16 protein-coding genes and 2 pseudogenes are annotated in these 21,186 nt (G+C 69.8%); 9 read left to right on the top strand and 9 right to left on the bottom strand.

All coding sequences use genetic code 11. The features are described from left to right. Nucleotides 1-118: 118 nt before the first annotated feature. Nucleotides 119-919, top strand: a complete 801-nt coding sequence (locus ACWDA7_RS19270) for a DUF429 domain-containing protein (RefSeq protein ID WP_450605459.1) — start codon at nt 119-121, stop codon at nt 917-919. A gap of 141 nt (nt 920-1,060) precedes the next feature. On the opposite strand, the gene ACWDA7_RS19275 is transcribed toward ACWDA7_RS19270, so the two are convergent. The 3 genes and pseudogenes from ACWDA7_RS19275 to ACWDA7_RS19285 form a co-directional block, all read right to left on the bottom strand. Then, nucleotides 1,061-1,918 carry an alpha/beta fold hydrolase gene (locus ACWDA7_RS19275; RefSeq protein ID WP_450605460.1) on the bottom strand — a complete coding sequence of 286 codons (858 nt, stop codon included), beginning with the start codon at nt 1,916-1,918 and terminating at the stop codon, nt 1,061-1,063. 312 nt (nt 1,919-2,230) lie between these two features. Then, nucleotides 2,231-2,806 (bottom strand): annotated as a pseudogene (locus ACWDA7_RS19280) (ABC transporter permease); the annotation flags it as partial. Nucleotides 2,807-2,820: 14 nt separating this feature from the next. Further along, a complete protein-coding gene (locus ACWDA7_RS19285) occupies nt 2,821-3,489 on the bottom strand; it encodes a DUF4097 family beta strand repeat-containing protein (RefSeq protein WP_450605512.1) in 669 nt (222 codons plus the stop codon). 244 nt (nt 3,490-3,733) lie between these two features. On the opposite strand from ACWDA7_RS19285, the gene ACWDA7_RS19290 reads away from it, so the two are divergent. Beyond that, nucleotides 3,734-4,486, top strand: a complete 753-nt coding sequence (locus tag ACWDA7_RS19290) for a helix-turn-helix domain-containing protein (protein WP_450605461.1) — start codon at nt 3,734-3,736, stop codon at nt 4,484-4,486. Between the two features lie 75 nt (nt 4,487-4,561). Here the strand turns inward: ACWDA7_RS19290 and sbnA are convergent, their stop codons facing one another. From sbnA to ACWDA7_RS19320, 6 genes and pseudogenes are all read right to left on the bottom strand, one after another. Further along, nucleotides 4,562-5,587, bottom strand: a complete 1,026-nt coding sequence (gene sbnA / locus ACWDA7_RS19295) for a 2,3-diaminopropionate biosynthesis protein SbnA (protein ID WP_450605462.1) — start codon at nt 5,585-5,587, stop codon at nt 4,562-4,564. 37 nt (nt 5,588-5,624) lie between these two features. After that, a complete protein-coding gene (sbnB, locus tag ACWDA7_RS19300) occupies nt 5,625-6,704 on the bottom strand; it encodes a 2,3-diaminopropionate biosynthesis protein SbnB (RefSeq protein WP_450605463.1) in 1,080 nt (359 codons plus the stop codon). Continuing rightward, entirely contained in the window at nt 6,701-7,708 is a 1,008-nt protein-coding gene (locus tag ACWDA7_RS19305; RefSeq protein ID WP_450605464.1) for a TauD/TfdA family dioxygenase, read from the bottom strand. The genes sbnB and ACWDA7_RS19305 overlap by 4 nt, the downstream gene beginning before the upstream one ends. 41 nt (nt 7,709-7,749) lie before the next feature. Then, the gene (locus ACWDA7_RS19310; protein ID WP_450605465.1) at nt 7,750-11,022 is read right to left on the bottom strand and encodes a non-ribosomal peptide synthetase; all 3,273 of its coding nucleotides are present in this window, start codon (nt 11,020-11,022) and stop codon (nt 7,750-7,752) included. Between the two features lie 13 nt (nt 11,023-11,035). Continuing rightward, nucleotides 11,036-13,639 carry a Pls/PosA family non-ribosomal peptide synthetase gene (locus tag ACWDA7_RS19315; protein ID WP_450605466.1) on the bottom strand — a complete coding sequence of 868 codons (2,604 nt, stop codon included), beginning with the start codon at nt 13,637-13,639 and terminating at the stop codon, nt 11,036-11,038. A 1,054-nt stretch (nt 13,640-14,693) separates the two neighbouring features. Then, nucleotides 14,694-14,993 (bottom strand): annotated as a pseudogene (locus ACWDA7_RS19320) (Dps family protein); the annotation flags it as partial. A 69-nt stretch (nt 14,994-15,062) separates the two neighbouring features. Between ACWDA7_RS19320 and ACWDA7_RS19325 the strand changes: the two are divergent. The 7 genes from ACWDA7_RS19325 to selB all read left to right on the top strand — a co-directional run bounded on the left by ACWDA7_RS19325 (nt 15,063) and on the right by selB (nt 21,132). Further along, the gene (locus tag ACWDA7_RS19325; RefSeq protein WP_450605467.1) at nt 15,063-15,653 is read left to right on the top strand and encodes a hemerythrin domain-containing protein; all 591 of its coding nucleotides are present in this window, start codon (nt 15,063-15,065) and stop codon (nt 15,651-15,653) included. Nucleotides 15,654-15,659: 6 nt separating this feature from the next. Next, the gene (locus ACWDA7_RS19330) at nt 15,660-15,971 is read left to right on the top strand and encodes a hypothetical protein (protein WP_450605468.1); all 312 of its coding nucleotides are present in this window, start codon (nt 15,660-15,662) and stop codon (nt 15,969-15,971) included. A gap of 151 nt (nt 15,972-16,122) precedes the next feature. Next, a complete protein-coding gene (locus ACWDA7_RS19335) occupies nt 16,123-16,383 on the top strand; it encodes a DUF6343 family protein (protein ID WP_450605469.1) in 261 nt (86 codons plus the stop codon). 167 nt (nt 16,384-16,550) lie between these two features. Continuing rightward, nucleotides 16,551-17,243: a hypothetical protein gene (locus ACWDA7_RS19340; protein WP_450605470.1), complete on the top strand. Its 693-nt coding sequence runs from the start codon at nt 16,551-16,553 to the stop codon at nt 17,241-17,243. 182 nt (nt 17,244-17,425) lie between these two features. After that, nucleotides 17,426-17,776, top strand: coding sequence for an ANTAR domain-containing protein (locus ACWDA7_RS19345; RefSeq protein ID WP_450605471.1), 351 nt, complete (start codon nt 17,426-17,428; stop codon nt 17,774-17,776). Between the two features lie 108 nt (nt 17,777-17,884). Next, on the top strand, nt 17,885-19,273 hold the full coding sequence (selA, locus tag ACWDA7_RS19350; protein ID WP_450605472.1) for an L-seryl-tRNA(Sec) selenium transferase: 1,389 nt from the start codon (nt 17,885-17,887) through the stop codon (nt 19,271-19,273). Continuing rightward, a complete protein-coding gene (gene selB, locus ACWDA7_RS19355; protein ID WP_450605513.1) occupies nt 19,273-21,132 on the top strand; it encodes a selenocysteine-specific translation elongation factor in 1,860 nt (619 codons plus the stop codon). The genes selA and selB overlap by 1 nt, the downstream gene beginning before the upstream one ends. Nucleotides 21,133-21,186: the final 54 nt, after the last annotated feature.

Below are 21,186 nucleotides of genomic sequence, written 5' to 3' on the forward strand. Positions count from 1 at the left end.
GACCTCCCGGAACCCGGATGCCCCGGCAACCGGCGGACACGCGCACGGTTCACCCGCCGGGCATGTGTGCCTGAGCGGGAAAAGTCGACATGGGCGCAGGCTGCGGAAGGATTTCGGCATGATGCGGCGGCAGGTGGTGACGGTCGGCGTCGACTTGGCGGCGAGTGCACGGCGTACGGCTGTGTGCCGGACGGTCTGGGGCGCCGGAGGCGATGTGGCAGTGGAGTTCGTGGTGCCCGACGGGGACGACGAACTGCTGGCGATCGTCCGGGCGGCCGACAAGACCGGACTGGACTGTCCTCTCGGCTGGCCGTCGGACTTCGTCGCGACCATCGCGGCCCACCACCAGGGTGTACGGCTGCCGCCACCAGTGAGGTTCGAGGCTCGTGCGGACGGAAGACCAGGTCTGGACGCGTTGCGCTTCCGGCTGACCGACGACCTCACTTGGAAGGCGACGTCGATGCGGCCACCGCTGTCGGTGTCCACCGACCTGCTGGGTGTGGTGGCGCTGCGGGCGGCCTATCTGCTGGACGCGCTGGTGGCGGCCGGCGTCGCCGTGCCCCGTGACGGATCGGGGCCGGTCGCCGAGGTCTACCCGGCGGCCGCACTGCGGCGTTGGGGGATCCGCCCGGCCCACAGCTACAAGAGCGGGGCGCCCGAGGCGCGGGTCGTCCGGGAGCACATCGTCGCAGCGGTCGAGGCGGGCCTCGGGCTGCCGCTGCCCGAGCAGGTGCGTGCGCGGTGCGCCGACAGCCATGACCATCTCGACGCCCTGGTCTGTGCCCTGGTCGCCCGCGCCGTCCAGTGCGGCGGCACCATGTGGCCGCACTCTCCCGACGAGCATGCGGCGGCTCGGCAGGAGGGGTGGATCCATCTGCCGGACGCGGGTCTTGCCGCCTTGAGGACGGAGGCCCGCTGAGGGTCACGGCCTGGCGGCGGCAGGACGACCGGGACGGCGGTCCCCACCCCATGGACTGTCAGGGAAGGCGCCGCTGAGGAACCGGCCGCCGCTACGGGGCGGCGGCCGTTCGGCGGCACGGCGGCGTGGTGACAGAGCGGGTCATGGGGACCGAGTGGTCTCCTGCCCGAGGAACGTCGTGGTCGTCGCCACGAACGTGGCCGCGTCGTCGAGCCACGGGAAGTGGCCCGCTCCGGGCTGGACGACGCAGTGCGCGTTCGGAAACAGCCCGGCGAACTCCGCCGTCGTACGGGGAGGGGCTCCCGTATCGACCTCGCCGGCCAGCAGCAGCACCGGTGGAGTGAACCGGGCGAGGGCGGCACGGGTGGCCTCCGGATCGAAGGCGCCTTCGGCACCGAACGCTGCCACGATCTCCATGCTCAGCTGCTCGTCCTCGGCAGCCCGGTGGGCGCGGGCCGTCTCGTCCCAACGGCCGTAGGAGAACGGCGCGAGGGCCTGCCAGTGCTCGCCGGTGCCCCGGCCCGCGAGGATCGCTTCGAGGGCCGCGAACGCGCCCGGGAACCACGACTGGTCGCTGCGCAGCAGCGCGGTCTCGCGCCGGAGTTCGGTGGTGATCGTGATCCCGACGGACCTGACGCTCGGCGTGACCAGCACGAGCTTGTCGACCCGTTCCGCATGGCGGCTCACGTACTGGGCCGCGAGATTGGCTCCGGCGCAGTGGGCGAGCAGATCCATCCGCTCCAGGCCGAGCTGCCGGCGCAGCGCCTCCACGTCGTCGACGAGCCGGTCGCAGCGGTAGGAGGCGGGGTCCTCGGGGGTCGCCGACCCGCCGGTTCCCCGGATGTCCAGCATGATCAGCTGCCGGTGCGCGGACAGGCCCCCGAGGTCGCCGAGGTATGCGGAGTCCTGGGGGCCGCCGGGCAGGCACACCACGGGGACGCCGTCTCCGGACACGTGGTACGCGAGCCTGGTCCCGTCGTGCGCGGAGAAGGTGGGCATGGCCCGACACTCTCAGCGGCGCCCGGACGGCGGCAATGGGTTTTCGCCGGTGTGCGCGGCGAGCAGGACGCCGATCCGGGCGGCCATGGGGCGCGGACACAGGCGGTCTGCGGCCCGATGCGCGCCCGGTGCGCCGGGCCGGTGATGGCCCCGCGGCGGCGTGTGGGAGCGCGGCCGATCGGGTACCCGGCGGGTCCTGGCGCGGTCCGTGGACAGGAGCGCCGCCGCCGAGGGCGACCTCCGACGCGGTGTCGGTGTACGCCGCCCTGGGGTGGTACGAGGTGCGGGAGGCGGCCCGCGTTGTCATGGCGGTTACTTCGGGTCGTGGTTGAACTTCGAGGTCGACCAGAGGTAGCCGAGCACCGTGAGGCCCAGGCACCAGACGACGGCGAGCCATCCGTTGTTGCCGATCCCGGTGCCGAGCAGAAGGCCGCGCAGGGTCTCGATGGCGGGCGTGAACGGCTGGTACTGGGCGATCGGCTGGAACCAGCCCGGCATCGCGTCGATGGGGACGAAGGCGCTGGACAGGAGCGGCAGCAGGATCAGCGGCATGGCGTTGTTGCCGGCGGCCTCGGCGTTCGGGCTCACCAGGCCCATGCCGACGGCGATCCAGGTGAGCGCCATGGCGAAGAGCACGAGCAGTCCGAACGCCGCGAGCCACTCCAGGGCGGTGGCATCGGTGGAGCGGAAACCGATGGCCACGGCGACGGCGCCGACGAGGATCACGCTGATGATCGACTGCAGCACGCTGCCGATGACATGTCCGACGATCACGGAACCGCGGTGGATCGCCATCGTGCGGAAGCGGGCGATGATGCCCTCGGTCATGTCGTTGGAGACGGAGACCGCGGTGCCGACCACGGTGCTGCCGACGGTCATCAGCAGCAGTGGAGCTCTCCCTCTTACAGGCTGCGGGCGGTGATGTCGCTGTGGGCGGTGGTCGCGTGGATGTCCAGGCCGGCGGTGCCTTCGGCGTTCTTCAGCGCGTTGTGGATCCGGCCGTAGGCGGTGCCGGCGTCCAGGGAGGCGGAGATCCCGGGGGCGGCGCCGATCGAGATCTCGCCGTGCTCGGTGCGCAGGGTGACGGTGCCGCGCACGGCCTCGGCGATGTGGATGTCGCCCTTCTGGGTGCTGATCTCCGCGGGGCCGCCCAGGCGACCGACCGAGACGTCGCCAGCCTGAAGGGTGAGGCGGGCGTTCGCGGTCTCGTCGAGCTTGACCGAGCCCTGCGCGCCCTCGTAGTCGACGTCGCCGAGCCGTCCGACGCCCCGGAACTCGGCGGCGGCCGCCTTCGCCTCGACACGGGAGCCGGCGGGCAGCTGGATGGTCACCTCGACGGATCCGGAAGCGCCGAGGATCCGGTTCTTCGCGGGTGAGGCCTCGATCCGCAGAACACCGTCGCCGTATTCGACCGTGGTCTGCTCCGCCGCCTTCACGTCGCGGCTCTTGGAGGCGTCCGCGGGCAGGATCTCGACCGTGGTGTCGTCCCGGTCGGCGGCGATGAACCGGATGTGTCCCGCGGGGATGTCGAGGACGGCCGAGACCGGGGCGGGGGTGTCGAACCTCTGCATGGTGCTCTCCTTCTTCTGCATCGTGCGCTCCTTTGGACCGCTGTTTCCGACGTGAGAAACGCTACGTTGCATTCACGAAAGTGGCAACGTATCTGTTGCGTAGAAACGTCATCACTGCAGGTAGAGAGCTAGAAATCGTTGCAATGGTTCGGAATCTAATGCAACAACCCTCACTTCGGTCGTTGCAATGGATGGAAAGTGAACGCTATAGTGGAGTCACCACGGACCACGAAGGAGACCCGCGATGCCGGGAGGCCGACTCACTCAGCAGGAACGCCAGCAGATCGCGCTGGGACTGGCCGACGGCCTCGCCTACGCGGAGATCGCCAGGCGCCTCGACCGCCCGACCTCGACCATCACCCGCGAGGTCATGCGCAACGGCGGCCCCACCGGCTACCGCGCCGACCTCGCTCACCGCGCCACCGAACACCGCGCCCACCGCCGCAGACAGACCGCGCCCCGGGACTCGACGACACCCCCGCAGCCCTACGGGCGTGACGCCGAGGCGGTGCGCGAGTACGAGGAGGTGTTCACCACCGTCCTCATACAGTCCGGCACGCCCAAGATGATGGCCCGGGTGATGGCTTGCATCTGCCTCAGCGACACGGGCAGCGTCACCGCGTCGGAACTCGTCCAGCGTCTCCAGGTGAGCCCGGCGTCCGTCTCCAAGGCGGTTGCGTTCCTCGACGAGCAGGGCATGATCCGCCGGGAACGCGACGAACGCCGCCGCGAGCGCTACATCGTCGACGACGACATCTGGTACCAGTCGATGATGGCCAGCGCCCGCAGCACCGCCCAGCTCGTCGAAACAGCCCGGCAGGGCGTCGACATCTTCGGCCCGGGCACCCCGGCCGGCACCCGCCTCGAGAACATCGCACGCTTCCTCGACTTCGTCTCCGAGAGCATCACCCGCGCCGCGGAGCAGGCCCGCGAAGTCCTCCACACGAAACCCGAATCGACCTCGGGCGGCGCGGCGGAGCCGAGTTCGGATCGCTGATGGACAGCCCCTCGCCTTCGTCGGCGTCGCTGGCGCGTCCATCTGCCACGGCCGCCGCACCGACCAGGACGGCCTCTAGTGCTTGCGCCGGCGCCCTGACGCCCGTGGCCTCGGCTCGGCTCTGCGGGAGCCGGCGGTGATCTCCTCGGAGTCGAGTATGTGCTCGCCGTACAGGTCCTCCAGCCAGTTGGCCTGGTAGAGGGTGTCGAGGTAGCGCTCACCGAGGTCCGGGGCGATGGCGACCGCGGTGAGACGGCGTGAGTCGTGCCGGGCCAGCCAGTCCATCGCGCCGCTGACCACGGTCCCGGTGGAGCCGCCGAACAGGAACCCGCGTCTGGCCAGGCGGTGGCAGGTCCGGATGGTGTCCGCCTCCTCGACCCTGATGACCTCGTCCACGTAGGACTCGTCGAGCAGGGGCGGGCGCATGCTCATGCCGAGGCCGGGAATCATCCGGCGGCCCGGCTCGCCGCCGAAGCTCACCGAGCCGACGCTGTCCACCGCGACGATCCGCACCGGCCGGTGCCAGTGCCGGAAGAACCGGGCGCAGCCCATCAGGGTCCCGGTCGTGCCCGCCCCGATGAACAGCACGTCCAGCCGCGGGAAGTTCTGGACGATCTCCGGGGCGGTCCTGCGATAGTGCGCCTGCCAGTTGCCGGGGTTCGTGTACTGACTGAGCCACACGTACCGGTCGTCGGATTCGCACAGGGCGCGTACGTAGTCGATGCGGGCGCCGAGGAAGCCGCCGTTGGCGTCCAGATCGGCGATGATGTGGACCTCGCTGCCGAGAGCCTCCATGAGCAGTCGGGTGGACAGGTTGCAGCGGGAGTCCGTCACGCACAGAAACCGGTAGCCCTTGCTGGCGGCGATCATGCTGAGCGCAACGCCCAGGTTTCCCGAGGACGACTCGACCAGTACCGAGTCCGGCTTCAGTATTCCGTCCTGCTCGGCGGTCTCCACCATCTCGATCGCGGCCTTCAGTTTGATCGAGCCGGCGAAGTTGAAACCCTCGCACTTCAGGTAGAGGGAGCGCCCGAAGATCGACTCGAGGTCGACGTAGAGCTGGCTTTCGTTGAAGGCATAGGGAGCGGAGATGACGGGCACGGTGGCCTCCTGGTGCCGGAGCCGAGGGGACAGGCGTTCAGCCGTATCGGCGCAGCTCGTGGAAGAAGTGGTCGATGAGGTGGAGGTGTCCGGCCAGCGCGACTTCGTCGTAGACGTACTTGCCGACTGCCAGGTCGAGGACGCCCAGCCCGAACGGCGAGAAGACCACTGGCCGGTCGGCCGGAGGGGTCACGCGTCCGGTCATGACGTCGTTGAGGGTCCCGTCCAGGAAGTCGCGGTTCCCGGTGAGCTGCTCGACCAGGTGGGGGGAGGTGTCGGCTTTGAGGCAGTGCTCGACGTCGTCGACGAAGTTGGCCGACTCGAGCAGGATCTCGGGGGCGAGGTCCCGTAGGGACACGTGCAGGACCACGGGATGGTGGCTGAACCAGGCCGGGTCGGTGATGTGAGGCTTTCCGGCGATGGTGGCGAAGACCACCAGGTCGCTGGAGCGGATCAGCTCCTCGGCGGTGTCGTGGACGGTGACCCGACCGGTGTCCTCCGCGCTGTTCGCCTGCCGCAGATAGCCGCAGAAACCGGCGGCGCTGTCCGCGGACACGTCGTGTACGCCGACGCTCTCGAACGTCCAGCCGGTGCCGGTCAGGAAGGTGTGGATGTAGCGGGCGATCAGACCGGTGCCGATGAATCCGACCCGGGCGGGGCGCGGTCTGCCGCGGCTGAGCCAGTCGGCCGCCAGCGCGGCGGACGCCGCGGTCCTGGTGGCGCTGATGATGGAGCTCTCCAGGCAGGCGAAGGGGTACCCGGTGTCGTGGTCGTTGAGGACGAGCACCGCGGAGGCCCTGGGCAGCCCGGCTTCCACGTTGGACGGAAAGCTGGAGATCCACTTCAGGCCGTCCACGTTCACCGACCCGCCGATGGAGGCCGGCAGGGCGATGATTCGGGACGTGGGGCGGTCAGGGAAGCGCAGGAAGTACGACGGCGGATTGACCGAGTCGCCCGCGCCGTGCAGCCGGTAGGCGGTCTCGATCAGTTCCATGATTTGCTTCTCGCGTCCACGGAGCGCCTGCTGCACCTGGGCGCCGGGGATGACCGCGAAGGTCGGCGCCGGGGCCCCGTTCGAGGTGGACTGCTGGGTGGCGGGGGAGGGTGTGCGGGTCATCGCCGGCTCGCCTCCGGGGTCGGGCATCCGTCGGTCAGGCGCCGGGGGTCGGCCATGGCGACCAGCACCTCGCGCTCTCCGCTGAATGCCTCTCTGCTGTGTGCGGTGCGTACGTTGTCGACGAGCATCAGGTCGCCGTCCTGCCAGGGCTCACGTCGCGTGTGCTCCTCGTAGGTTTCGTTGAGCATGCGAACGATGTCCTCGCCGACCGGGGTGCCGTCCCCGAAGCGCGTGTTGAACGGCAGCCCGTCCTGGCCGTAGATGTCGACCAAGTACTCGCGGACCTCCGGGGCGAGCGTCCACTCGTTGAGGAAGGCGATCTGGTTGAACCAGCAGCGCCGACCGGTGAGGGGGTGCCGGACTACGGCACTACGGACCTGCCGGGTGCGCAGGGAGCCGTCGGACTGCCACTCGAAGTCGATGTCGTGCGCGCGGCAGTAGCACTCGATGGCTTCGGGGTTCCCGGTGCCGAACGACTCCTCCAGCGAAGCCCCGATCTCTTCATTGTAGGAGCGCGTCAGGAGCCAGCCCTCACGTTCGAACCGCTCCGTGACCGCGCTGGGCAGCGCCTGCAGTACTCGCTCCGCGTCCGCCACCGCGGTCGCCCCGCCCTCGCCGGGCGCGGTCAGGCACGCGAACAGCATCAGGCCGGGAATCTCCAGCGTGTAGCTCAGTTCGTGGTGCATGCACATCGGCTGGTTGGCCGGCCAGGTGGCGGAGGAGTACAGCCCGGGGCCGTAGGACGTGCGCGGTGCGAAGGCCTCCGTCTCCGTCATGAGGTCACCGGCCAGCGCTGCGAAGACGGCACGGACCTGATCCGCGTCCCGCAGTCCCAGCCCGCGGACGAGAACCGCCCCGTGTTCGGTGATCTGCGCGCGCAGGGCGTTGCGGTACTCGGCAGCCCAGCCGGAGGCATCTGCGGGGGTTTCCACACGGATGATCGGAGGCTTGTCCGGTTCCAGCTCCACCTCGAGCACAGGGGCCAGGGATGAGGAGGACGACATCTGCTTTCCTTTCGGTTGCCGCTCAGGAGGCTCGTGGAGGCTCAAGAGGACGCGAGTAGTTCGGCTGTTCCCAGGACGGCCTGTGCTGCTTCGTTCGGCCTGGTGCGGAGGAAGTAGTGGCCGCCGTCGGCGAGTTCGTGCAGGTCCACGTGGTCGGCCAGGTGCTCCCAGTCGCGGTACCGGTCGCGGAATCCGGTCGTGTAGGGGTCGTCTGCGGCGATGACCACGGTGACCGGAGCGGAGAGCTTCACGGTCGGCGGTCTCTCGAGGGCGTCGGCGAAATAGCGGTGGGCGGACACGCAGTCGTGCCGGTAGGCGGCGCCGAGATGCTCGGCGTGCTGGGCGCTCAGCTCACCCAGCTCGGTGTAGCCGCTGTCCGTGGTGAGGTCCGCGGCGATCTCGGCGCTGCTCCGCCGCGTGAGTTCGGTGACCGCGGCACGCCGGTCGGCGGCGGTGCCGAGCAGTTGGGCGCCGATGAACACCCGCGCGACCTCGATTCCCCGTTGCCGCAGTTTCCGCGCCGTCTCCAGGGCCGGCGCGGCTCCTGAGGAGTGGCCCCAGAGGACGACCCTGGTCAGCCCGCGTCGCACGATCTCGGTGACGACTTGCTCAGCGACCTGCGTCATCTGCGCGAACGGTTCGTCGTGGGCGGCCAGGTCGTGACCGGGCAGGTCCACGGCGTAGACCGAGGTCCCGCTGCCCGTCAGAGCACGCGCCATCAACCGGTAGTTGACCGCGTTGCCGCCCGCGTACGGGAAGCACACGAGCGCGGACTCGGGTACGCCGTCCTGCCCGGACAGGGGCTGCAAGAGTTCCGCCTGCTGCTGGGCCGTGCCGTCGAGCAGCGCGGCGAGATCGGCGAGCACAGGATTGCGGGTGATGTCCTTGAGGGACACCGCACGGTCCAGCGCGATGGTGAGCTTCACGGCCGACAGCGAGGTGCCGCCGGAGTCGAAGAAGTGGTCCTGCCTGCCGATCTGGTGCTCGGGGACGCCGAGCAGCTCGGCCCAGGCGGCCGCCAGCTTCCGCTCGGTCGGGGTACGGGGCAGGTGATGCTGCTCCCCGCCGGTGTCGCGGCCCGGTCCCGTCCCAGCCTGTTCGGCCAGCGCGGTCAGGGCCTTCCTGTCGATCTTCCCGTTGCCGGTCAGCGGCAGGCCCTGCTGCCAGTGAAAGGCGGAGGGGACCATATAGCCCGGCAGCGCGGCCCCGAGGGCCTGGCGCAGTTCCTCCACTTGCAGGCGGCGGCCGGTGTAGAACGCGATGAGGTGCTTGCTGTCGCCGGCCCGTTCGGCGACGACGACCGCACCGTCTCGGACCCCGTGAACCCGCAGCAGGGTGTTCTCGATCTCTCCGATCTCGATACGGAAACCACGGATCTTGACCTGGCTGTCCCGGCGGCCGAGGAACTCCAGCTTGCCGCCCGGGTGCCAGCGCCCCCAGTCACCCCCCAGGTAGAACCGCTCGCCCGGCCGGTACGGGTCCTCCAGGTAGGCGGCACGGGTGCGTTCGGGATCATTGATGTACCCGCGCCCGACGCACACCCCGGAGAACGCGATCAGCCCGGGAGCGCCCAGCGGCACGAGGGACAGTTGCTCGTCGACGACGTAGACGCGCACGTTGTTGACCGCACGCCCGAGCAGCACCCGGTCGCCGTCCGGCACGCCCTCCATGATCTCGTGATTGGTGTCGTCCGAGGTCTCCGTCAGTCCGTAGGCGTTGACCAGCTTGATCCGCGGCTGGAGCCTGAACCAGCGCTCGATCAGCTCATGCTTCAACGCCTCGCCGGTCACCGACACACACCTCAGATCGGGCAGGGCGCGTGGGTGCTGCTCCAGGTACGACACCACGACCTCCAGGTAGGAGGGCACGACCTGGACCACTGCGGCGCGGCCGCGTACGACGGTGTCGACGAACCGCTCCACGTCGACGATCGCCGCCTGCTCGACCAGCAGGGTCTGCCCCCCGACCAGCAGGGGGGCCAGCAACTGCCACAGCGAGATGTCGAAACACTGCGGGGCGGTCTGGGCGACCACCTGCCCCCGATCGATGCCCAAGTCGTCGATCTTGGCGAACAGATGGTTGAGCATGCCCGCGTGCTCGCACATCGCCCCTTTCGGCTCGCCGGTCGAGCCGGAGGTGAAGTAGATGTAGGCGAGCTGATCGGCCTTGACCTCCACCCCGGGATCAGTGTCGCCGTGGCCGTCCGCGCACGCCGCCTCGATCGGTAGCCGCTCGATCCCCGGCAGGGTGGCCATGGCCTCGTCGAGGTTCTTCGTACTGCCGGGCTCGGTGAGCACCAGCTTGCACCCGGCACGGGACAGGGTCGCCGAGATACGGCCGGCCGGGAAATGCGGCTCGATCGGCAGGTAGACGCCCCCGGCCTTGAACACCGCCAGCACCGCGGTGAGCCAGTCGAGATTGCGTTCGGTGACCACCGCCACGACGGCTTCCCTGTCGAGCCCCTGCGCCAGCAACGCCCGCGCCAGCCGGTTCGCGCGCGCGTTGAGCTCCCCGTACGTCCACGCCCGATCGCCGTGCACGGCAGCCACGGCCACCGGATGCTCCCGCGCCCGCTGCTCGAACAGCTCGTGCGCCCGCATCCGAGGCAGGTCCCGCCGGGGCCCCGCGAGGCCCTCGAGCTGGTCATGCACCTCTTCGGCCGACAGCAGGCTCTGCCGGGTGTGGTCGGCGTCCGGATCTGCCGTCATCAAGGCCAGCGCGGACAGGTGGTAGCCGCAGATGCGGCCCGCGGACTCGGCGTCCAGCACCTGCGTGCGGTACCGCAGCCGCAGCACCAGCCCCCCGTCCCGGTCACACCAGCCCACGCCCAGCGCCGCGTCGTCGACCAGGCCGCCCTCACATCCCGTGGGGTCGAACACGACCTCGTACGACGGCCCGGTCATCCCCGACTCCCGGCGGAGCTCGTCCACCGGGTACTCGCGGTGCGCTAGCAACTCCGACTCGATGTGATGCGCGCTCGACACCAGCAGTCGCCACGACCCGGACGGGACCGTCAGGCGGCACGGCAGCGGCCCGGGCCCCGTCCCGGCGACGTGGTAACCCGTCACCACGTCCCGCTCACCCGAGAGCGCGGCGAGCACCTTGGCGTGCGCGGCCAGCAGGACGGCGCTCAGCGGTACCTGAAGGTGCCGCGCCAGGTCCCGCACCGCGGCCGCCACGTCGTCCGGCACCGGCGCCTCGTACTCGGCGACCCCCGCCACCGGCTCCGCCACCCATCGCGGAACCGCGGTGAAGCCGCCGGCGGTCAGCACACCGCTCCAGAACTCCCGGTCAGTCTGCACGTGCACTCCCATCGGAGGGCCTTCCTCATTTCCCTGCCACGGCGGGGTCGTCCGCCGCGGACGTCAGTGACGGCGATGCCGATGCGATGCCACGGATTCCTGCGGGGGCATGCGTCATCTCGACGGCGGGGTTTCCGCCCCACCGTGCGTTCGAGGGGACTTCCTCGCCCTTCATGAGGAAGGAGTCAGGGGCCAGTGCGGCGCCGTCGCCCATGGTCACGCCGTAGTGCACCAGTGCGCCGACTCCGAGGGTGCAACCCGCACCGACCGTGATGTGGTCGGACTTGAAGGTGCCGTCCTCCTGGGAGTGGCACTGGATCTTGGTCCCGGCGTTGAGCGTGCAGTCGTCGCCGATGGAGGTGAGCGTCCGCTCGGTCACATGGCAGCCGTCGTCGAAGACCCTGCGGCCGATGCGGACGCCGAGCAGCCGCCAGATGACGTTCTTGAAGGGGGTGCCGTTGAAGACGTTGAGGTATTCGTCCGGAACCTTCCAGAGGCGCTCGTGCCACCAGAAGTACGGGTCGTAGATGGAGCACAACTGGGGGCGCAGCGAGCGGAATGACGTGATGCAGCGCTCCACCAGGACGAAGTAGAGGGCGGTGACCCCGAGAGTGATGGCCAGGTAGGCGGCGATCACGATATGCCCGAGGGTGCCGTACATGCCGACGGAAGCAAGTGCGAGCGCCGTCAGGACGAAGGTGTGCAGCCACCGCAGGAGCAGGTGGAAAGCCATCGAGCGGAGGTTGTAGCGATTTTTCGAGGACAGGTTGCGATGTAGTTCGTCTCCGGTCCGCAGATGGTCGAAGCGGGAGTCGCGCTCCACCGACCGGGGAATCTCGAAGGGCGGCGAGCCGAGCAGCCCGACCCCTTCGCGGATCTCACCATCGAGGGGAACCATCGCCTTCGTTGCCAGCAGGCAGTTCTCACCGGTCCTGCCACCCACGGGATAAGCGATGTGGTTTCCCACGAAGTTGTGCGCTCCGATCGACACCCGGGACACCTTGAAGGACGTGCTCGAGTAGTCCGCATTGATGATGGAAAGCCCGTCGGCCACCATCGTTCCCCTGCCGACGGAAACGAGATACGGGGACTCGTGGTGCACATCCGTGCCGAAGTTGGAACCGGTCTGCTCCACCGATGACAAGTCGTATCCCAGGCCGCGAAGATAGGGGACGATGTAGGAGCTGTCACCGAAGAGCCAGGCGAAAAACTTGATGTTCGTGATGCGGGAAACGGCCTGGTGCGCGGCGTACTGGAAGCCGTAGAGCGGATAGACCTTGTCGGGCTTGACGGCAAGACCCACGAGGCGTGGGAGGGTGTACAGCCCGGCGAGACCCACGACGAGGAAGCCGAAGAACAGGACGGCGGACAGCGTCAACGCGTCGATCAAGAACTCCGACGGCGTGAATCCGTCCGTGTCCGGGTCTAGTCGGTCGCCCAGCGCAGGAACCTCCACGAACAGCATGTACACGCCGCCGACAGCCAGCGGGATGTACAGGAAGAACAGCTGAAGCAGGGTGGCGAAGCCGAAGCTGGTCCGGCGCAGTGTGCCGCACCGGGCTGGCTCGACCCTCACATAGTCGATCTCCGTCGGCTGTGCCGGGACCCCGTGGTGGCGTTCGCCGTCCGGAATCACCTGGCCGCGGTACAGAGCCGATGCATGTCCGAGCTGCGCTCCGTCACCCATCGTCGTGTCGATGTCGAGCACGGTCTTCTCGCCGATGAACACGTCCCGGCCGAGCGTGACCCGGCCGGTCTGGATCTGGCCGGCGTGTGCCCGGTAACAGAGGAAGTGCGAGTCCTTGCGGATGACCGTGCCGGCGCCGATCGTGAGCAGGTCGGTGCAGACCGGGACGTGGCGGGAGAGGATCGTGACCCCCTTGCCGATCCGCGCGCCGAGCGCCCGCAGGTACAGCACGTACAGCGGATTTCCGATGAAGAGAATCATCGGGTTGGCGTGGAGCAGTACCTTGACAATCCAGAATCGTAGATAGGCCGGACTCCAGATCGGGAACTCGCGGGGCTTCCAGCGCCCGATGAGAATCCATTTGGCCACGACCGGGAACGTGCACACCACGACGAAGCCGATGCCGCCGAACACGAAAGACCGAGCGTAGGTGTCGAAGAGCCCAGAACCGGCGGAAACCCAGTCATAGCCTCGGGCGGCGACCAACCCGGTGACGAAGGAGTAGACCAGGAAGACCAGCAGCTGGAGTGTTCCGCACAGGACATAGGCCGAGGTACCGGCAGAGGGCGCCTTCGCCTCCGACATCACGGCCACCGAAGGGGTTGTCGGCTGCGATACCGCGCCAGAAGCGGGATGGCCGTCCAGGAGAGCCGCTGCGAGGCTTCGGGTCGTGGGGTACTGGTAAATGTCCCTCATGGAGGCGGACGGCAGATCCGGCCGCTTCCTGATCCGTGCGCAGAACTGAGCCATGACCATCGAGTTGGCGCCGAGATCGTTGAAGAAGTGACTGTCGCTCGAAACCTGTTCGCTGCTCACGAGATCGGCGAGTACTTCGGCGAACTTCCTCTCCGTGTCCTGTGTGGCCGAGGCGGCGTCATCGGACACGGTGACCGCTGGTTCGTCGGGTTCGCACATCGTGACCTCGGCAGACTTCTCCGCCATTCGAGCTCCTCGAAACAGATTTCGGCAACCATCGGCCAGTGGACGCTCCGGTGCCTCGGGCTCGGCCAAGTCCGAGCCGAGAGAGCCAGAAGCCACGAAGTCGCGCACTCTCACCTGATCACGAAACCACGCCTTTCAGTTTTATTCGGCAACCGTCGGGTTGCCACTCGGCTCGCGTCGCAACGTCCCGCCCGGCGCGCCCGGACCGGCGGGATTTCTTCTTCCTCGGATGGACGACAAGTCACCCGTACGGGGGTTCACTCGTGAGGACGAGGGCTCGATCCCGGTCCGCGACGTCCCGTTCGATGTCATGGCGGTTTCCGGGGAGAGAACCGGAGTCCGGGCCGCATCGGTTGCGTGTGCCGCGCATATGTGCTGCGCAGGTGCGATTGCCGCGCATCCCGGCGAAGGCTGTGTTCTTGTGATGCCGTCTGCGCCGAAGGTCTGAGCAGGCACTCGCGTACGGCGAATTCACTCAGGTCGTCGGCGATGACCCGGACCGGACGCACAGCAGCGACTCCCGCGACCGCGACCCGTTTTCCTCGTTCCACGGGTGAAGAAACGGATTCCGCGTCGGTCCAGGTTTTCGGCGGTGAAGGGAGGGGTAAGCAGCGGTCCTCTCCGACGGCGAATCGGCGCGCCTCACGCCGTCCTTCCCGGATTCAGCACCCGGCACGGGGGCGTCCCCGTGGCTCCCACCAGAGCGCCGTACCCATCACGGTCCCGGCACACATGGCAGTCTTTTCATTCCCGGCGCGGATGGCTGTTATTCGGCCCAGATCCATGGCCTGGAAAGCTTTCCAGGCTATCGACAACGCTGTGGGGTGTGCAAGAACGCCCCCGCTTGGCGGCCGGGGGCGTAACGGTGAGCGCGGGGTGCCGGGACCACGCCGGCGCGCGCCCGTCCCGAGCGGTCCGGGCGTTCTCGACGGGTGCGGCGACCGCCCCTGGATCGGCAGGAGGATCTTCCTTCCGCAGACGTCCGCCCGCAGGGGCCGGCCTCCCCGCTCGGATGATCCAGGACCGGTCGCCGGCACTTCGGTGCGGGGTTTCCTCAGGCGCGGACCAGGGGTGTGTCGACAAGGTGCTCGGCCAGGAACCAGGTCTGGAGTTCGCCGGTGCGGATCACCTGGGACACCAGGAGGTCGTTGGTGCCGTCGTCACCCAGTTCGGCGGTCCGGGCCGCCGCGTCATGGGCCTCCGCCAGAATCGTCTCGTGGGCGTGCAGCAACCGCGACAGCATGGCCGGGACCTCCTCCACCCTGTCTGGCGGCCGCGGAACGGTGGTGATCTCGGCGACGTGCCGGGGATCGCGCACCGCGACGCCTCCGAGGGTCTGCACCGGCTCGGCGATCCTTACGACCCGATCCGGTGGGGTACTCGGCCGTGAACCTACCTTCGGCACGATGAGGAGGCCGGCACCGTGGGAAGTGCGACCAAGGAACGCGAGGAAGCCGCGAAGCTCCCTGAGGGCGACGTGGTGCGCATCCTGCTGGAGCAGCATGCCCGGATCCGTGATCTGTTCGGCGAGGTGAAGAGTTCGCGGGGTGAGCAGAAGCAGCAGAACTTCGACGAGCTGAGGGCTCTGCTTGCGGTCCATGAGACCGCCGAGGAGATGATCCTGCGGCCGGTGGCGGAGAAGACCGCCGGAGAGGCCGAGGCGGAAGCCCGCAACGACGAGGAGGCCGAGGCCAACAAAGTGCTCGCCCGGCTGGAGAAGATGGATGTCGGCAGTTCCGTGTTCGACGCGGAGTTCGCCGCCTTCGAACAGTCGGTGATCGACCACGCGGAGCACGAGGAACAGGAGGAGTTCCCTGCCGTGCGGGCGGCCTGCGACGAGGACCGGCTCAAGGGGATGGGCACCAAGCTCAAGGCGGCCGAGAAGATGGCACCCACCCATCCGCACCCGAGCGCGGCCGGATCCCCCGCCGCCCAGTGGATGACCGGACCCTTCGCTTCGATGATCGACCGGGTGAAGGACGCGCTCACCACCCGCTCCTCCCGCGGCACCTGAAGCGGCGTGGCCGGCGCTGCCCTGCTGCGGCAGGCCGAGGGCCGCGTTCGGCGGAGCGAGCAGGAGGCGATCAGCATGATCAAGGGCAGACCTGGTGAGGGGTGGACCTGCGGGACGGCGTATCGCGGTCTCGCCACGGCCCGTGACGCCCCGTGGCTCCACAAGCCAGCCGGGTGTGCCGAAGTCGTCGGCACACCGGGCTGCTGGACGGTCGGTGCGGCCGAGGAGGCCGACCCGTACTGCGTCCGCAACACGGGTGTCCGGTGCTGGGCGGGACGCCGTCCGCCGTGGCGCGGTGGTTCCGGCCGGCAACGTTGAGCGCGAGCGACGTGCACACAAGTGAGGTGCAGCGGAGTGTGTCATGAGCGATGAACCAGGCGGCCGTGCCCGGCACGCCGCCGAGCGGACTCACCCGCCTGCCGGTCCCGGTCCGGTGCCCAGGTCCTCGTCGAGGGCCGCGCGACGTCCCGTGAGAACGGGGTCGGAGCCGCGCACCGCCCGCAGCGCGCTGCGCCTGCGTGAGACGCTCAGCGGTGTTTTCCTGGCCGTCTTCGCCGTGGGGGCCGCCCTGTTCTGGTGGTGGGCCGTCGAGTCCTCGGCCGGCTCGTCCCCGGGGCGCGGAGTGCTGGTCGTGCTCGCTGCGATCTGTACGGCCCTGGCGGTGGCGGCGGTGTTGGATCTGGGGGTCGTGGGACGCCGCCTGCGGCGTGAACGGGCCGGCCACGGCTGACCGGACGACCCCGACCTCGACGGTGGACGGGCACCGGAGAAGGACCGGGGCCCTCACCGAGTCGGTGCGTAGGCGGCGCGCCTGGGCGTGCACGCACATCCACGTCCCGATGGCGTCTCGGCACCGGGCCGTCCGCCGGCGCATCAGGCGTGTGAGGGGCAGCCATCATGGGCGTCGGCCGGCCGGTGACGGCCAGGGTGAGCAGGCGCTCCCCCGGTCGTACTCGACTGCGCTTCGACGGCTGGATCGCGGGGATCGGCACGTCGTCCGGTACACGTGCGGTAGTGGGGTACTGGCCACGGGCGCCGTTCGGCCCGTTCGCCGATGTGATGCTCGAGCGGCCGGATGGGCACCGCGTTCTGCTGGCCCCGACCCCGCTGATCGCGACGTTCATCGCCGGTACCTATGCCTTCGACGAGGTGAGGATCGTGCCCGTCAGGGTGGATGTCGCAGAGCAGGACTGGACGGTCGAGGCGTCCACCCTGGCTCTGCGCTTCACTACGGGTCGCAGAGGCCTCCTTGGATTCCTGCTCCGAGCCGTGCCCGCCCCGCTGGCGGCCCGTCCGGTATGGGTCTCCTGTGTGGCGCTGCTCGCCCGGGCACTGCCGGGTGTGCGGATCTGCGGCAGCGCGGGCGCCGGGCGGCACGAGTGGTACGGCGCGAAGGACCTGCATCCCGTCGTCGCGGCCCACGCGCGGTATGAGGGGGAGGACCTCGGGCTCCTCGCGCCGGTCGAACCGCCCGTCCGGTTCGGGTTCGGCTCGACTCCCCGGAGGCCGTGCGTCGTGCGCGTCACCACCACGGTGGCCCTGAAGCGCCAGAACGACACACTGCGCGGCGCCGCGCCGGCAGAACGCTGACCCGACGGAGTCCTGCGGCCACCTTCGGGCTTGATCGACAGCGGGAAATGACCCGGATTGCTCCGGCGTGAAACAGGCGTGGCACAAGCTTGGGTCGTGTTCGAGGACCACCTGCGAGAAGGTGGAGAGGAGAAACCGGGGCATGGTGCCCAACACGCCCCCTTCGCTCAGCCAGGTGACTCATGGCCTTCTTCGCACGGTTCACACGCAGGCCGCAGCATTCACTCCAGGCCCCCGGTCTGGCGGGGGAGTGCGAGCGGATGCGGACGGAGGTCGAACAACTGCGGCATGCCGTCACCTCGCACGCCCTCGTCGACCAGGCCATCGGTGTCGTCGTCGTCCTGGGGAAGATCTCGCCCGAAGAGGCCTGGCGGGTCCTGAGGGACGTGTCCCAGCGCACCAACACCAAGCTCCGGCTCGTCGCGGAACACCTCCTCGCGTTCGCCCAAGGCGGCGAACTGCCCCAGGAGGAACGGGACGAGTTGAGGCGGGCCCTCGACCGATACCGGATCTCCTCCGGCACCGAGCGCTGACCTTGCCGACCCTTGGGGTCCCGGCGTGTCGAACGGCCGGTCGCGGGCACTGAGAGACGATGAGGTGTCCCCGCACAGGGAACGGCCGTGCCGGAGTGGAGGGGCTGCATGGAGCAGCGGGTCACACAGGTGAGGACCGGGGACGAGGCGACGGCGGCCGCATCCGGCACCGCCACTCCCGCCCGCCGTCACGAACACGCCGACGTGCGGCGGCGGATCCCCCGCACCGACGCCGTGCTGCGTGATCCGCGGCTGTCGCAGGCGATGGTCCGGCTGGGATCGAGCGTGGTGAAGACGGCGGTCCGGCAGGCGCAGGAACAGGCACGGGAGGGCCGCATCCCGCCCGAGCAGGTGGAGGACGCGGCGGTCGCCCTGTTGCCCCGTACCCCCGGCGGGCTGCGGTCGGTGATCAATGCCACCGGCGTCGTGCTCCACACCAACCTCGGCCGGGCGTCTCTGTCGGCCGCGGCCCGGCAGGCGGTTCAGGAGGCCGCCGGGCCCACGGACGTCGAGCTGGACCTGCCGACCGGCGTACGGGCCCGCCGCGGTCGTACGGCATTGAGAGCACTGTGCGACGGGGTGCCGTCCGCGGCCGCCGCGCATGTCGTCAACAACGGCGCCGCCGCTCTCGTGCTGGTGGCCACCGCGCTCGCCGCCGGCAAGGAGATCGTCATCAGCCGGGGCGAGATGGTGGAGATCGGGGACGGTTTCCGGCTGCCGGACCTGCTGGTGTCCACCGGGGCGCGGCTCCGCGAGGTCGGCACCACCAACCGCACCACAGCGGCCGACTACGCCGCCGCCATCGGCCCGGAGACGGGTTTCGTGCTGAAGGTGCACCCCTCCAACTTCCGTATCACCGGGTTCACCCGGGCCGCCGGCGTGGGCGAACTCGCGGCGCTGGGTGCCCCGGTGGTGGCCGATATCGGTTCCGGTCTGCTCGCTCCCCATCCGTCCCTGCCCGAGGAGCCCGACGCCGAGACCCAGCTGCGGGCCGGCGCCTCGCTCGTCACCGCGAGCGGCGACAAACTCCTCGGCGGGCCCCAGTGCGGACTGCTGCTGGGCGAAGAGGAGTTGGTCCGCACGGTGGCGCGCCATCCGCTGGCGCGCGCCCTGCGCGTGGACAAGCTGACCCTGGCCGCGCTGGAGGCGACACTCACCGGCCCGCCGCCCCCGACGGCCACTGCTCTGGCCGCCGACCCGGGCGGGCTCGTGCGCCGCGCCGACCGGCTCGCGGCTGCTTTGGCCCGCGACAGTATCGACGCACGGGCTGTCGACAGCCTGGCCACGGTGGGCGGTGGCGGTGCGCCCGGTGTGACCCTGCCGAGCGCCGCGGTCTCCCTGCCGGAGCCCTACGCCGCCGTCCTGCGCACCGGCGCCACCCCCGTGGTCGGTCGCCTGGAGGCGGGGCGGTGCCTGCTCGACCTGAGGGCCGTGCCGCCCGAGGACGACGAACGGCTGGCCGAGGCCGTGCGGGCGGCCGCGGAGAGGCAGGCGTGATGCGGGTCCTGGCCACCGCCGGGCACGTCGACCACGGCAAGTCCGCCCTGGTCCGTGCGCTCACCGGGATGGAACCCGACCGCCTGGAGGAGGAGCGGCGCAGGGGCCTGACCCTCGACCTCGGGTTCGTGTGGACCCGGCTCGGCCCGGACGAGGAGCACATCGCCTTCGTCGACGTACCCGGCCACGAGAAGTTCGTGGCGACCATGCTGGCCGGGGTGGGCCCCGTGCCCGCCGTGCTGTTCGTGGTGGCTGCCGACCAGGGCTGGCAGCCACAGTCGCAGGAGCACCTTGCGATCCTCGACGCGCTCGGGGTGCGGCACGCCGTGCTGGCGGTGACCCGCTCCGACCTGGCGGACCCTGAGCCCGTGCGAGCCGACGCCGTGGGGCGCATCGCCGACACGTCCCTGGGCAAGGTGCCGTCCGTCGCGGTGAGCGCGGTGACGGGCGCTGGACTGGACGAACTGCGCACGGAGCTGGACCGGTTGGCACGCTCGCTGCCCGAGCCGGCCGCCGATGCGGACGTGCGCCTGTGGCTGGATCGCGCCTTCAAGGTACGCGGCCACGGCACCGTGGTGACCGGCACGCTCGGCGCGGGCACGCTGCGCGTAGGCGACCGACTGGTGACGGGGGACGGATCGGCCGTCCTGAGGGTGCGTGGTCTGCAGTCCCTGCACGAGGAGCGGGCCGACGTCCGCGCAGTGGCACGGGTGGCGGTGAACCTCCACGGCTCCGTCGACGGCGCTCTGCGCCGGGGGCAGGTTCTGCTGACACCGGACCGATGGCTGGTCACCGAAGTGATCGACGTCCGGATCGCCGGTGAACCGGCCCGCGAGCTGTCCCGCACGGTCGCTCTGCACATCGGCACCTGCGCCGTCGTGGCGGCCGTCCGTCCGCTAGGCGAGGACACCGCCAGACTGACGCTGCGCCGGGCACTGCCTCTGCGTGTGGGAGACCGGGCGGTCCTGCGGGAGCCGGGTGGCCGGCGTATGCCTTGCGGCGTGACGGTGCTGGATGTGCAGCCGCCGCGGCTGACCCGCCGTGGCGCGGGGCGGGCCAGGGCGGCCGCTCTGGCCGACATGACCGGCCGGCCGGACGGCGCCGGAGAACTGCGGCGGCGGCGACTCGTCCGCAGTTCTGAGCTGTCGGCGATGGGCGTGCCGGTGCCCACCATGCCCGTGGCGGGGGACTGGCTGGCCGACGAGGTCCACTGGGCGGAACTGCGCGAGCGTCTCGGGGCGGAAGTGGAGCGGTACGCCGAGCAGCACCCGCTGGAACCGGGCCTGCCGGCCGAGGCGGCCCGCAGGCTGCTCGGGCTGCCCGACCGGTCCCTGGTCGACGCGCTCGCCGGCCTGCCGGGCCCATCCGAACTGGTGTGTAAACAAGGTAGGTTGTACGGGCCCGCCAGTCTCAAACCGACCCTCCCGCCGCCCTTGGCGGCAGCCGTCGAGGCGGTACGGCGCGACCTGACGCAAGCTCCGTTCCGGGCGCCGGAGGCGGATCGGCTGAAGGAACTGGGGCTCACCCGAAAAGCGTTGGCCGCCGCGGTCTCCGCAGGCGCACTGCTCACGGTGACCGACGGGATCGTGCTGCTTCCGGAAGCGGGCGACCAGGCCGCCGCGGTGTTGCGGCGGCTGCCGCAGCCGTTCACGCTCAGCGAGGCCCGCCGGGCCCTGGACACCACTCGCCGGGTCGCCGTGCCGCTACTCGAATTCCTCGACGCCACGGGATACACGGAGCGAGTGGACGACCAGCGGCGGCGGTGCCGTTCCGATGCGGGGAGCGGAGGCGGACGGGAATCGAACCCGTTTATTTACCCGATTGTGACCTGCGAAGGCTCCGAGAATCAGGACAAATAGGCGACATTCGATGTCGCTCGCTGACGCTCAACGCTGCTGAGTCTGGCTCCGTTT

This window comes from Streptomyces sp. NPDC001156, from assembly GCF_053598275.1.